The organism is Streptomyces sp. CB02923 (assembly GCF_001905005.1).
Taxonomy (GTDB): domain Bacteria; phylum Actinomycetota; class Actinomycetes; order Streptomycetales; family Streptomycetaceae; genus Streptomyces.
Genome location: NZ_LWKZ01000004.1, coordinates 60,421 through 73,251, shown reverse-complemented (window position 1 = coordinate 73,251; position 12,831 = coordinate 60,421). Strand labels below are relative to the sequence as shown.

At 72.4% G+C, this 12,831-nt stretch carries 13 protein-coding genes; 11 read left to right on the top strand and 2 right to left on the bottom strand.

Annotated elements, in window-relative coordinates; all coding sequences use genetic code 11:
* Nucleotides 1-68 precede the first annotated feature (68 nt).
* The 5 genes from folP to A6A06_RS08760 all read left to right on the top strand — a co-directional run bounded on the left by folP (nt 69) and on the right by A6A06_RS08760 (nt 3,485).
* Nucleotides 69-989, top strand: a complete 921-nt coding sequence (gene folP / locus A6A06_RS08780; protein ID WP_073760632.1) for a dihydropteroate synthase — start codon at nt 69-71, stop codon at nt 987-989.
* Nucleotides 986-1,480, top strand: a complete 495-nt coding sequence (locus A6A06_RS08775) for a nuclear transport factor 2 family protein (RefSeq protein WP_073760631.1) — start codon at nt 986-988, stop codon at nt 1,478-1,480. Before folP ends, A6A06_RS08775 begins: the two co-directional genes overlap by 4 nt.
* A 418-nt stretch (nt 1,481-1,898) precedes the next feature.
* Nucleotides 1,899-2,258, top strand: coding sequence for a dihydroneopterin aldolase (gene folB / locus A6A06_RS08770; protein ID WP_030019216.1), 360 nt, complete (start codon nt 1,899-1,901; stop codon nt 2,256-2,258).
* On the top strand, nt 2,255-2,848 hold the full coding sequence (folK, locus tag A6A06_RS08765) for a 2-amino-4-hydroxy-6-hydroxymethyldihydropteridine diphosphokinase (RefSeq protein ID WP_073760630.1): 594 nt from the start codon (nt 2,255-2,257) through the stop codon (nt 2,846-2,848). The genes folB and folK overlap by 4 nt, the downstream gene beginning before the upstream one ends.
* Nucleotides 2,849-2,999: 151 nt before the next feature.
* On the top strand, nt 3,000-3,485 hold the full coding sequence (locus A6A06_RS08760; RefSeq protein WP_073760629.1) for a DUF3180 domain-containing protein: 486 nt from the start codon (nt 3,000-3,002) through the stop codon (nt 3,483-3,485).
* Between the two features lie 252 nt (nt 3,486-3,737).
* Here the strand turns inward: A6A06_RS08760 and A6A06_RS08755 are convergent, their stop codons facing one another.
* Nucleotides 3,738-5,006 (bottom strand): ABC transporter ATP-binding protein, encoded by a 1,269-nt coding sequence (locus A6A06_RS08755; protein WP_073760628.1) that lies wholly within the window; start codon nt 5,004-5,006, stop codon nt 3,738-3,740.
* 194 nt (nt 5,007-5,200) lie between these two features.
* On the opposite strand from A6A06_RS08755, the gene A6A06_RS08750 reads away from it, so the two are divergent.
* The 4 genes from A6A06_RS08750 to A6A06_RS08735 all read left to right on the top strand — a co-directional run bounded on the left by A6A06_RS08750 (nt 5,201) and on the right by A6A06_RS08735 (nt 9,841).
* Nucleotides 5,201-5,935, top strand: a complete 735-nt coding sequence (locus A6A06_RS08750) for an ABC transporter permease (RefSeq protein WP_073760627.1) — start codon at nt 5,201-5,203, stop codon at nt 5,933-5,935.
* Nucleotides 5,936-5,939: 4 nt separating this feature from the next.
* Nucleotides 5,940-6,671, top strand: a complete 732-nt coding sequence (locus tag A6A06_RS08745) for an ABC transporter permease (RefSeq protein WP_073760626.1) — start codon at nt 5,940-5,942, stop codon at nt 6,669-6,671.
* A 496-nt stretch (nt 6,672-7,167) separates the two neighbouring features.
* On the top strand, nt 7,168-8,184 hold the full coding sequence (locus tag A6A06_RS08740; RefSeq protein WP_242440646.1) for an ABC transporter substrate-binding protein: 1,017 nt from the start codon (nt 7,168-7,170) through the stop codon (nt 8,182-8,184).
* A 118-nt stretch (nt 8,185-8,302) separates the two neighbouring features.
* Nucleotides 8,303-9,841 carry a hypothetical protein gene (locus A6A06_RS08735; RefSeq protein WP_079193897.1) on the top strand — a complete coding sequence of 513 codons (1,539 nt, stop codon included), beginning with the start codon at nt 8,303-8,305 and terminating at the stop codon, nt 9,839-9,841.
* Between the two features lie 77 nt (nt 9,842-9,918).
* Here A6A06_RS08735 and A6A06_RS08730 read toward each other — a convergent pair whose 3' ends face one another.
* Nucleotides 9,919-11,070: an MFS transporter gene (locus A6A06_RS08730; protein WP_073760625.1), complete on the bottom strand. Its 1,152-nt coding sequence runs from the start codon at nt 11,068-11,070 to the stop codon at nt 9,919-9,921.
* 311 nt (nt 11,071-11,381) lie between these two features.
* On the opposite strand from A6A06_RS08730, the gene A6A06_RS08725 reads away from it, so the two are divergent.
* A complete protein-coding gene (locus A6A06_RS08725; RefSeq protein ID WP_073760624.1) occupies nt 11,382-11,930 on the top strand; it encodes a TetR/AcrR family transcriptional regulator in 549 nt (182 codons plus the stop codon).
* A gap of 126 nt (nt 11,931-12,056) precedes the next feature.
* Nucleotides 12,057-12,710: a GNAT family N-acetyltransferase gene (locus tag A6A06_RS08720; RefSeq protein WP_073760623.1), complete on the top strand. Its 654-nt coding sequence runs from the start codon at nt 12,057-12,059 to the stop codon at nt 12,708-12,710.
* Nucleotides 12,711-12,831 lie beyond the last annotated feature (121 nt).

Genomic DNA, 12,831 nt, shown 5'->3' with positions numbered 1-12,831 from the left:
CCCGGTGCGCCGCCCGCCCCCTCCCGGGGGTGGGCGGCGTCTTCATGGGAGGCGCCTAGGCTGGGGACATGAGTACCTTGCGCGGCCGGGTGGCCGGACTTCCGGACTGGGGCCGCTGCGCGGTGATGGGCGTGGTGAACGTGACGCCCGATTCGTTCTCCGACGGCGGGCAGTGGTTCGACACCGAACTCGCCGTCAAGCACGGCCTGGACCTGGTGGCGCAGGGAGCCGACCTGGTGGACGTGGGCGGCGAGTCGACGCGTCCGGGCGCGGCCCGGGTGGACGAGGCGGAGGAACTGCGCCGGGTCGTCCCCGTCGTACGGGAGCTGTGCGCCGCCGGGGCCACGGTGTCCGTGGACACCATGCGCGCCTCGGTGGCCGAGCAGGCCGTGGCGGCCGGCGCGCGACTGGTCAACGACGTCAGCGCGGGCGCGGCCGACCCGGCGATGGTGCCGGTGGTCGCGGCGGCCGGGGTGCCGTTCGTGGTCATGCACTGGCGCGGCCGGTCCATCGACATGAACAACCGGGCCGTGTACGGGGACGTCGTCACCGAGGTCCTGGGCGAACTGCGCCAGAGCCTGGACCGGGCGGTCGACGGCGGCATCGACCCCGGGCGCCTCGTCGTCGACCCCGGACTGGGCTTCGCCAAGGAGGCCGGGCACGACCTCGCGCTGATCGCGCACCTGGCGCGGCTGCGGGAGCTGGGCCGCCCGCTGCTGGTGGCCGCTTCGCGCAAACGTTTCCTGGGCAGGGTGCTGGCAGGGGACGAGCAGGCCGCACCGCCGCCCGCCCGCGAGCGGGACGCGGCGACGGCCGCGGTGTCGGCGATCGTCGCGCGGGAGGGAGCCTGGGCGGTGCGGGTGCACGAGGTGCGCGCGAGCGCGGACGCGGTACGGGTCGCCCGTGCCGTCGAGAGCGCGGCGGACAAAGCCGGCGGGACGAGTGTGACGGGCGCCGCGGGTGCGGCGGACGCGACGGGAGCGGCGTGACTCCACGTACGGACATCGAGCTGGTCGAACAGGCGAACACCGACCTGTACGAGGCCATGGAGCGCGGTGACCACGCGGCCATGTCCGAGATGTGGATGGACGGCCAGGTGAGCGTGGTGCATCCGGGCTGGCCGGTGCTGCGCGGGCGCGGCGAGGTGCTGCGCTCGTACGCCTTGATCATGGCGAACACCGAGTACATCCAGTTCTTCCTGACGGACGTGGAGATCGACGTCCTCGGCGACACCGCGCTGGTCACCTGCACCGAGAACATCCTCAGCGGCGGGCCCGCCGAGGAGGACGGCTCGGTCGGGCCGCTGATCGGCCAGCTGGTCGTCGCGACCAACGTCTTCCGGCGTACGGAGGAGGGCTGGCGGGTCTGGTCGCACCACGGGTCGCCCGTACTGGCGGACCAGGACGACGACGGGGACGGCGACGGCGGCGAGACCGGCGACGACGGGCCGGGCGCCGGAGGCGTGGGCGGCGGGGTCTGAACGTGAAACTCGCGTGAAGTTCTCGCGCGGTTCCGCGGCAGCTGTGTGGTCGTTCCGTGGACGTACGGTGACCTTCGCCAGGTCGGCGGCCTGCGGAGATACCTGCGGACCCGTCAGCGGAATGCGTCAGCGAGGTCGACTCCGGCGCACCCGTTCGAGCCAAGTGCCGCACGGGTAGGGGTGGGACCGCGGGGCCACGGGTAGTGGCCGCGCGGATGACCGTGTGAATGCCCCGTCAGAAGCGCCCTAGCAGCCGTGCGGGGCCTTGTCCATGGCCCCCGTGGGCAAGCGCTGTCGGTGCTCGCAGGTAGATTCGATGATGGGGCGGCGTGCCGGGACGAGTCTCTGGTTCCCGCCCGTAAGTCCGACGATCAGTGGTACCAGAGGTGCCAATGGGACCAGTGGGAGTGTGATTCGCGTGGATCGTGTCGCGCTGCGGGGGCTGAAGGCCCGAGGGCACCACGGGGTCTTCCCCCGGGAACGCGAAGAGGGCCAGACCTTCATCGTGGACCTGGTGCTGGGTCTGGACACCCGCCCGGCGGCGGCGACCGACGACCTCGCGAAGACCGTGCATTACGGCGTCGTGGCGGAGGAGGTCGTGGCCGTCGTCGAGGGCGAGCCCGTCGACCTCATCGAGACGCTCGCGGAGCGTATCGCCGGCCAGTGCCTCAAGCATGAGGGGGTGCAGGAGGTGGAGGTGGTCGTCCACAAACCGGACGCCCCGATCACTGTCCCCTTTGACGACGTGACCATCACCATCACCCGGAGCCGAGTATGACCAGCAGTGACCCGACCGTACAGCCGGTGCCCACGTCCGTGGTGGAGCGGGTGGACGCCGCGGACGTGACGCTCTCCAACCCGAAACGCGCCGTGATCTCCCTCGGCAGCAACCTCGGCAACCGCCTGGAGACCATCCAGGGCGCCATCGACGCGCTGGAGGACACCCCGGGTGTCCGCGTCAAGGCCGTCTCGCCGGTGTACGAGACCGAGCCGTGGGGCGTCGACCCCGGCTCGCAGCCCACGTATTTCAACGCGGTGGTGCTCATCAAGACGACGCTGCCGCCCGCCTCGCTGCTGGAGCGCGGCCACGCGATCGAGGAGGCCTTCGAGCGCGTCCGCGACGAGCGCTGGGGCCCCCGCACCATCGACGTCGACATCCTCTCCTACCAGGACGTCGTCTCCGAGGACCCGCTGCTGACCCTGCCCCACCCGCGGGCCCACGAGCGCGCCTTCGTGCTGGTGCCGTGGTACGACGTCGACCCGGAGGCGGAGGTTCCGGGCCGCGGTGCGGTGGTGGAACTGCTCTCGGCGGTCGGCCGCGACGGCGTCATGCCGCGCGTCGACCTGGAACTGCGGCTGCCCGAGTAGACGTTGGGACGGTACGGGCCCGTGCGTCTGCCGGACGCCCGCGCCGTACGCCGTACCGGACCTGCCACAACCCGTATATTCCGCAGACGATGGACAAGACCGCATTCCGCACCACACGTACGAGGACGAGGGCACAAGGGGCGAACGCTCGGTGAAGCAGCTACACATCAAGGTGCTGGTCGGGCTGTTCCTGGCGGCCGGGGTGCTGGCGTGGGCCGGCGCCCGGCTGTGGGACTCCCTCGGCACGCTCCCCAGCGTGCCGCTGGCGGCCCCCATCGTGCTGGCCCTGATCGCCGCCGTCCTGGCCGCCACCGCCCTGTCCCTGCGCTCCCGCCTGAACGCCCAGCGCGAACGCCGCCCCGGCGCCAAGGGCGTCGACCCGCTGGTCGCCGCCCGCGCCGTCGTCTTCGGCCAGGCGAGCGCCCTGGTGGCCTCCCTGGTGGCCGGCCTGTACGGCGGCGTCGGCGTCTTCCTGCTGACCGCCGGACTCGACGTCGACCCCCGCCGCGACCAGGCCTTCTACGCGGGCTTCTCGGTCCTGGCAGGCGCTGCGGTGGTGGCGGCCGCCATCTACCTGGAGCGGGTGTGCAAACTCCCGGACGACGATGACGAGGCGGGGGGCGCGAGTCCGGCGTAGGGGGAGGCGGGGGGCTTCGGGACCGGTGAATGGTCCCAGGTCTTTGTCAGCCCGTCCGGCGTTTGAGGACGAGCGGCCGCCAGGCCGCGACAGCCCCAGCCGCAGCGGTCCCGCACCCGGCCGGCGGCGGCCTCGCATCTGGCTGGCGGCGGACCCGTACCCGGCTGGCCGCGGCCTCGTACCCGGCCAGCGGCGGCCTCGCACCCGGTCGGCGGCCGGACCGCCACCCGCCAACCCCCGCGCTCCGCGCGGCTACGCGCCCGGCACGCTCTCCACCACGACCTCGCCGCGCGCCAAGCGCCCCGCGTCGGCCGCCGTGGACCGCCGCAACGCGGCATGGAGCCCCGCGGGCGTCAGTACACCGAGGAATCGTTCCTCCTCCAGCACCGCGATCCATCCGGCGTCGTGCTGGAGCATCGTGCTGAACGCCTGCTTCAGCGGCGCCCCGAGCGGCAGCCACGCGTCCATGCGCCGCGCATGGTCCCGCACCTCGCTCCCGGCCGCCCCCGAATTCCCGCTCCCCGCATTCCCGCTCCCCGCTTTTCCGCTTCCCGCTTTTCCGCTTCCCGCTTTTCCGCTCCCCGCAGCGCCCTTGGCGCTCTCGTCGCCCGCGGCGCCCAGGCCCGCCGCCGAGACCCACCCGTGCAGGCCCCCGTCCGCGTCGAGGACCACGGCCCACGCCGCCCCCTCCTCGGCGAGCCGCGCCGCGGCCCGCGCCGCGTCGTCGTCGAGCCGGACCACCGGCGGCTGCTCCAGGTCGCCGGTCTCGATCGGCGTCACCGAGAGCCGCTTGAGCCCGCGGTCGGCGCCGACGAACTCCGCGACGTACGGGGTGGCCGGCGCCCCCAGCACCGTGGCCGGGGTGTCGAACTGCTCGACGCGGCCCGTCCCGTAGACGGCGATGCGGTCACCGAGCCGTACCGCTTCCTCGATGTCGTGGGTGACGAAGAGCACCGTCTTGTGGAGCGCGGACTGCAGCCGCAGGAACTCCGTCTGGAGGTGTTCGCGCACGACCGGGTCGACCGCCCCGAACGGCTCGTCCATCAGCAGGACGGGCGGGTCGGCGGCGAGCGCGCGGGCGACGCCGACGCGCTGCCGCTGCCCGCCGGAGAGCTGCTCGGGGTAGCGGTCCCCGTACTGCGAGGGGTCGAGGCCGACCAGGTCGAGGAGTTCGGCGGCGCGGTCCCTGGCCTTCTTGCGCGGCCAGCCGAGCAGGTGCGGCACGGTCGCGGTGTTCTCCAGCACGGTCTTGTGCGGGAAGAGGCCGACCTGCTGGATGACGTAGCCGATGCGGCGGCGCAGTTCGACGGGGTCGATGGTCGATATGTCCGCGCCGTCGAGGTAGATGTGACCGCCGGTCGGTTCGATGAGCCGGTTGACCATCTTCATCGTCGTGGTCTTGCCGCAGCCCGACGGCCCGACGAGCGTGACCAGCTCGCCCTCCGCGACCTCGAACGAGAGGTCGTCGACGGCGGTGGTGCCGTCGGCGTAGCTCTTGGTGACGTGCTCGAAACGGATCATGGTGGTTCCCCAGTGTGGACGGTCGCCGGCCGGGTAGGCGCGCTGTGCTCCCCGGCTCCTACCCGCGGAATCCGTCCCGTCGCGTGTGACGTGTTACGACTGGATGGCGGGCCGGTCGGATTGTCAGTGGTGGGGGATAGGGTCGCAGACAGTCACCGAAAATGTGAGCGACAGGGCGGGGGAGGTGACCGTGGGTGAGTGCGCAGAGCTGCCTGGAGTCGAACGACTGGATCTGCGGTGAGTATGTCCGGACGCGCAGCCACGAGTTGGTGGACGCGACCGTCCAGCACGTGGGCATCACGCTGGTGTCCGTCGTCATCGGCCTGCTGGTCGCCTTCCCGCTGGCGCTCCTGGCGCGCCGCTGGCGGGCCGCCGCAGGACCGGTCCTCGGACTGACGACGATTCTCTACACGGTCCCGTCGCTGGCGATGTTCGCCCTGCTGACACCGGTCTTCGGGGTCTCGGCCGCCGTCGTCGTCACGGGACTCGTGCTGTATTCCCTGACGATCCTGGTGCGCAACATCCTGGCCGGGCTGGAGTCGGTGCCGCAGGAGGTCCGCGAGGCGGCGCGCGGTATGGGCTACGGGCCCGTGAAGCTGCTCTTCGGAGTGGAACTCCCGCTGGCGCTGCCCGCGTTGACGGCCGGACTGCGTATCGCGACGGTCTCGACGGTGGCGATGACGACGATCGGTGCCGTGGTCGGCTACGGCGGCCTCGGCAACCTCATATCCAGCGGCATGGAGGGCTTCTTCAAGGCGGAGGTGCTGACGGCCTCGGTGCTGTGCGTGCTGCTGGCGGTGGTCGCCGACGTCCTGCTGATCGGCCTCCAGCGGCTGCTGACGCCGTGGACCCGGGCGCAGGCACGGGCGCGCTCGCGCGCACGGCGCGAGCGGCGGGCGGCGGGCCGGGCGAAGAAGGCGGTGGTCTGAGGCGATGGACGCGATAACGGGCGCTTGGGACTGGCTTGCGGCCTCGGCCAACTGGGCCGGTGAGAAAGGGGTGTGGCACCGGCTCGGCGAGCACGTCTACCTCAGCGCGATGTGCCTGGCGATCTCCTGCCTGATAGCCCTGCCGGTCGCCCTGTACCTGGGCCACATCGGCAAGGGCGGGGCGCTGGCGGTCAACATCTCCAACGCCGGGCGTGCGGTGCCGACGTTCGCCGTACTGGTCCTGCTGACGCTCAGCCCGCTCGGTACGGCGGGGGACTGGCCGACGATCATCGCGCTGGTGCTGTTCGCGGTGCCGCCGCTGCTGACCAACGCGTACGTGGGAATGCGGGAGGCCGACCGGGACGTGGTCGAGGCGGCGCGCGGGATGGGCATGTCCGGGCCGCAACTGCTGCTGCGGGTCGAGCTGCCGCTCGCCTACCCGTTGATCATGACGGGGCTGCGCTCGGCCGGCGTCCAGGTCGTGGCCACGACGACCCTGGCCGCGCTCGCGGGCGGTGGCGGTCTCGGCCGCATCATCACGGCCGGCTTCGGCAACTACAACACGGCGCAGGTGGTCGCCGGCGCGGTGCTGGTCGCCGTACTGGCGCTGGTGGTCGAAGGGCTGCTGGTGCTGACGGACCGGGCCTTCGACCCGATGCGGCGGGGCCGGGGCCGGTCGCGGAAGTCCCGTACGTCGGCCGATGAGCCGGCCACGGCTGCCGGGAGCCCAGCATGAGCCTCGTATGAGCCCGGCGTGAGCCCGGCACGAGCCCGGTATGAACCCGGGCTGCCGCGTCGAAGGAGCCGCCGTCGGGGCCCCGGCCCGGCGGGGGCGATGGCCCGGCGGGGGCGCCGGGGGCTCGCCCGGTGGTGGGGCGGTCTCGCGGTGGGGTGGTCTTGCCCGGTGGGTGGGGCGGTCTCGCGGTGGGGTGGTCTTGCCCGGTGGGTGGGGCGGTCTCGCGGTGGGGTGGTCCTGCCCGGTGGGCTGGGCAGCCCGGTGACGGGATGGTCCCGTGACGGGATGGTCCCGTGACGGGGTGGTTCCGCGATGGTGTGGCCTTGCCCGGTGGGCGGGGTGGCGCCTCGGCGGGGGCCCGCGACGGTGGCTCCGCGACGGGGTGGCCCGGTGACGGGGGGCCTCGGCTGCCGGGGGCGGCCCGGTGATGGGGGCCTCGGCTGTCGGGGCCCGCACATGGACTTTTTCTTCTCTCCTCCTTGGATGGTGAACCGGTATGAACCAGGACCCGAACAGCCAGAGCAGCCCCAGCCACCACCCCCGATCCGGCCGTAGGCCGTCCCGTGCGGCGCGGGCCGCGCTCGTGGGGGGTGCGGTGCTCGCGCTGGCGGGTGGGCTGACCGCTTGCGGGGGCACGAGCCTGGAGGAGAAGGGTGGCGCCAAGAGCGGCGGCGGGAAGGGGGACCTCGCCATCGGCTCGGCCGGTTTCACCGAGTCGAAGGTGCTCGCGGAGATCTATTCCAAGATCCTTTCCGATGCGGGATACCGCACGACCGTCAAGACGCTCGCGAATCGCGAGCTGTACGAGCCCGCGCTGGAGAAGGGCCAGATCGACGTCGTACCGGAATACGCCTCGACCCTCGCCGAATTCCTCAACGCCAAGAAGAACGGGCCCGCCGCGAAGCCCGTCGCCTCCAGCGACATCACCAAGACCGTCGCGGCACTGAAGGAGCTCGCCGCGCCCCGCGGACTGAAGGTGCTGCCGGCCGGGGAGGCGACGGACCAGAACGCGTTCGCGGTGACCAAGGAATTCGCCGACCGGTACCACCTCAAGACGCTCTCGGACCTCGGCCGGTCCAAGCAGAAGATCAAGCTGGCGGCGGGCGAGGAGTGCGAGACGCGACCGTTCTGCAAGCCGGGCCTGGAGAAGACGTACGGCATAGACGTGACGGGCATCGACCCGAAGGGCGTCGGCACCACCCAGGCCAAGCAGGCCGTCAAGGACGGCACGGACCAGATGGTGCTGACCACGACGACGGACGCGACGCTCGACAACTTCGGCCTGGTGCTGCTGAAGGACGACAAGAAGCTGCAGAATGCCGACAATGTGCTGCCCGTGGTGAATGCCAAGAGCGCCGGCGACAAGGAGATCGAGGCGGCTCTCGGCAAGCTCACGGACAAGCTGACGACCGACGATCTGATCGAGCTGAACCGCAAGGTCGACGCGGAACGGCAGAAGCCGGTGGATGTCGCGAACGCATATCTGGAGTCGAAGGGACTGGCAAAGAAGTAACCACCGGGAAACGAACCGGCGGGCGGGGCCCCATACGCCCCGCACGCACGGTAAGTTTCAGGCCATGCCACGAGGACGCCACCGCCATTCGCCACCCCTGCACCGGCTTCTTCCCCCAGTGACGGTCGCCGGTGCGTCCCTCGCCTGCGCCTCGGGTGCCTGGTTCGTCGGTGATGACCTGGTCCAGCGCGTGCTCGCCACGGGCGCGGCCGCCGCCGCGGTCACCGGTTCCGTGCTGCTGCGCACCTGGGACCGTTCGGCAGGCAAGAGCGTCGCCGAGCTGAAGAACGCCCGGGTGCGGGACGAGTGGAAGACCGACGAACGCATAGCCGAGCTCGAATCGGACCTTGAGGAGTCCCGCGGGATACGCGGCAAGCTGGACACCAAGCTGCGGTCCAAGCGGGCCGAGCTGGCCCGGCTGCGCAGTGAGCACGCCGAGCTGCTGCGCCGCTACGCCACCGCCGAGACCGAGCGCGCCAGCGCCCTGGAGGGCCGCCGCCTGCTCGCGATCGAGTCCGGCACGCCCGCCAGGGAACTGTCGGCGCTGGCGGCCGGAGCGGCGGCCGACCCGGAGGGGAGTGTGCCGGGCGCGCTCACCGCGGTGATGTACCACCGGGCTGCGGAAGCGTTGCGGCAGCTGCCGGGCAACGCGGCCCGCCAGGCCGGGAGCGCACCGGACCGGGACGGTGAGGACGGCCAGGGGAATCCCGTGGCGGCCACGGAACGCCCGGCTGCACAAGGCCGGGGCCGTACGGCCGCCGATCCGAAATCTGTCGACCCGGAGGCTGTCGACCCGAAGCCTGTCGATCCGGAGGCTGTTGTTCCGAGGTCCGCCGGTCCGGAGTCCGTCGTTCGGGAGTCCGTCGATTCGGAGCCGGTGGCTTCGGAGGCTGTCGCTCCGGAGGTCGTTGACTCGGAGGCCGTCGCCCCGGAGGTCGTCGCCTCGGAGTCTGCTGATCCGGGGCAGGGGGCGTCGGAGCGGGCTGCGCTGGAGCAGGCGGTGTCGGAGCAGGCGGGCTCGGAGTCCGTTGCGGCCGGTCCTGGCGGCGCGGATGCGGTTGGGTCTGATGCCGTGGAGGGCGGAGAGCCCGGCCGTGGCCGGGCTCCCGTCGGGCAGGCGGCCACGCGGGTGGCGTCCGGTCTGCGCCCGGTTCCGGCCGCGGCAGCCGTCGCCGCGCCCGTACGGGCCCAGCGGCTGCCCACCTCCCGTGTGCAGGGCGGCTTCGACTTCTTCGGTACGGCCACGGGCACCGGTGCCGTACCGGGTGCGGTGCCGCAGGGCGGTCCGGGCGCGGGAGTGCCGTCGACCGTGACGCGGCGGCCGAAGCCGGGCCGGCAGTTGGAGGAGGACCTCGCCGACGTGGTCGGCGACGAGGCGGTCGCCGAACAGTCGGCGCTCGGCCGGGTCCGTACGACGGACGAGGTGACGTCCGGCGAGGGCAAGCCCGCCACCGGCGAACCGACGACGACGGCGACGGCGGCGACGGAAAAGACTGCGAAGGACTCGAAGGGTTCGAAGGACTCGAAGGGTTCGGCCGGGGACGCGGCCGAGGGCGACAGTGACGGTGACAGCGACGGTGGGGTCATCGACCTGACCGCGCACGACGAGACCGAGCAGATCGACATGGCGGAGCTGCGTACCGCCGTGTCCTCCTGACCTCTCCCGCCTGACCTCTCCCGCACGAGTCCGCGGTCCGGTCCGCGCCCCGGTCCGTGCTCCGGCCCGCGCTCCGTTCAGTTCCGACCCGGCCGGTGTACGGCCGTCAGCGCGGCGGCGGTCAGGGTGAACCCGGCGGCCAGCCACGGCAGCCGGGCTCCGCCCACCGTCTCCAGCCCGATGCCGCCCAGGCCGCCCGCCAGGGACACGGCCAGGTAGATGGCGGCCGCGTTGAGGGAGACGGCCACGGACTGCGCCTGCGGGGCGAGTGCGGCGATCCGGTGCTGCTGCGGTGTGGTCACCGAGAACGACACCCAGCCGGAGACCGCCACCGCGGCCAGCGCGGCGGGCAGCCACTCGCGGGTCAGCGGTACGAGCCCGAAGACCACGGTGAGCGCGAGCGCGGCGCCGAGGACCACCCGCCGCGGGCCGAAGCGGTCGGCGAGGTGCCCGGCGACCAGGTTCCCCGCCGTTCCGGTGATGCCGAAGACCAGGAGCAGGACGGCCGTCAGCCCGCTGCCCCCACCCCCTTCGCCCCCGGCACCCGCGCCGTGGCCGAGTACGGGCCCGTAGACGGCGCTGATGTACTCGAAGGGGATGTAGATACCGACGAACACCACGACGGTGACGCCGAGCGTGTACAGCACGCCGCGGTCCGCCAGTGGGGCGAGCCTGCGGCGCAGGCCGCGCGGGGTGTCGGTGTGGATGCGGGGCAGGCGGGCGGCGAGCAGCGGTACGACGAGCAGGGGCAGGGCGGTGACCAGCCACATCGTGGTGCGCCAGCCGTATGCGCCGCCGATGGCGGTGCCCAGCGGTGCGCCGAGGATCAGTGCGGAGGTCAGCCCGGTGTTCACCAGGGCGAAAGCGCGTCCGCGGGACGCCTCGCCCGCGAGGGCGGCGGCGGTGGCGGACGCGTTCGGGGTGTAGAGGGCGGCGCCGGCCGCCGCGACGACGCGGGCGGCCAGGGCCGACGGGTAGGTGGGGGCGAGGGCGGTGGCCGCGTTGCCGAGTGCGAAGACGGCCAGCGCGGTGATCAGGACCGTACGCCGGGACCAGCCGGCGGTGAACGCCGCGAGGAGGGGCGACAGCACCGCGTAGGCGACGGCGAACACGGTGACGAGCTGTCCGGCGGCGCCGAGGCCGGTGTGCAGGTCGGCGGCGATGTCGGGGAGGACACCGGCGATCACGAAGGCGTCGGTGCCGACGACGAACGTCCCGAGCGCGAGCACGGCCGCGTGGAAGCGCCAGCTTCCCGGGGGCGATGAAAGCGGCGAAGGGGATGAAGGAGGTAACGGGGATGAAGGAGGCGATGAGGGTGAGGGAGGCGGCGGGGATGCAGGCGGCGAAGGCGGCGTGCGTGGCAGAGGCGGTGGCTGATCGGATGCGCTGTTGCGGGGCATGCGGTCTCCGGCTCCGGGAGTGGTACTGATCGGTATCGTCTACTGGATGATTAATACGGTACCGATCGGTTCCGTCTGGTGAGTGGGCGAGACGGTACCGATCGGTTCCGTTCGGAGTCAAGGTTGGTTATCGTGGCCGTATGCCGACCAACGCCCGGGAACGCCTCGTCAGGGCAGCCGAAGATCTCTTCTACGCCGAGGGCATCCGCGCCGTCGGTGTGGAGCGGCTGCTCGCCACCTCGGGGGTGGGGCGGGCTTCGTTCTACCGGCACTTCGCGAGCAAGGACGACCTGGTCGTAGCCATGATCGACGGCTATGGCCGACGCTGGTTCGACTGGCTGCACACCGCCGTCGCCGAGCGCGGCGGCACGCCGCTCGCCCTCTTCGACGCCCTCGCCGAACGCTTCGCGTCCGACGACTACCGCGGCTGCGCCGCCATCAACACGATGGTCGAGATCGCGGATCCGGCCAGCGCGGCGCACCGCGCCGCCGCGGCCCACAAGCGCACGCTGACTTCGTACGTCGCCGAACTGCTCACCGGCGCCGGGTATACGCAGCGGACGCGGGAACTGGCCGAGCAGCTCACCCTGTTGATCGACGGTGCCCAGGTCACGGCCCTGCGCGAGCGCTCGGCGGCGCCCGCCCACCGCGCGAAGGCGGTGGCGGCCGCACTCCTCGGAGGCGCGTGACTCATCGGGCGGGCTTACGGGGGGCCGACCGGCGGCGCGAAGGCCGAGGCCGGTGAGAACGGCCGAGGCGGCGAAGAGGCGTTAATCCGGTCGACGGACACCGTGCGCGTTCGGCAGCATTCCGTCATGGAGCAGCCCCGCCGACACCACTGGCCCCTCTACGGAATCCGCATCCGCACACCGCGCCTCGAACTGCGCCTGCCGGACCTCGCCCTGCTCGACGAATTGGCCACGGTCGCCGCCGACGGTGTGCACGACGCGGCCGAGATGCCGTTCACCGTGCCGTGGACGGACACCACCGCCGAAGGGCGCGGTCGCGCGACGTTCCAGCACGTGCTCGCCACGGTCGCGGACTGGCGGCCGGAGGACTGGAATCTGAGCCTCGCGGTGGTGCGGGAGGGAAGGGTGGCGGGCCGCCAGGACCTGGTCGCCGCCGCGTTCGGGGTGACCAGGGAGGCGGAGACCGGTTCCTGGCTGGGGCTGGCCCAGCAGGGGCAGGGCGTCGGTACGGAAATGCGGGCGGCCGTCCTGCACTTCGCCTTCGAACAGCTCGGCGCGCACGCCGTGACCTCCGCCGCGATGACGGACAACCCCCGTTCCCTGGCCGTCTCGCGCAAGCTCGGATACGTACCGGACGGCATGCGGACCGTCGCGGTGCGTGGGCAGGCGCGGACGCTGCGGCGGCTGCGGCTGGACCGGGCGGGGTGGCAGGCGCACCGGGCGGTGCCGGTCCGGGTGGAGGGGTGGACGGCGGAGTGCCGGGCGCTGTTCGGGGCGTGAGTGCCGGGGACGGCGCCGGTGTGGGTGCCGATGCCGGTGCCGTTTCCGTACGGGTACGCTGGCGGCCGACTTGATCGGTACGAGGCACGCGCCGTACGGGGACGCGCGGACGCCGGGGCGA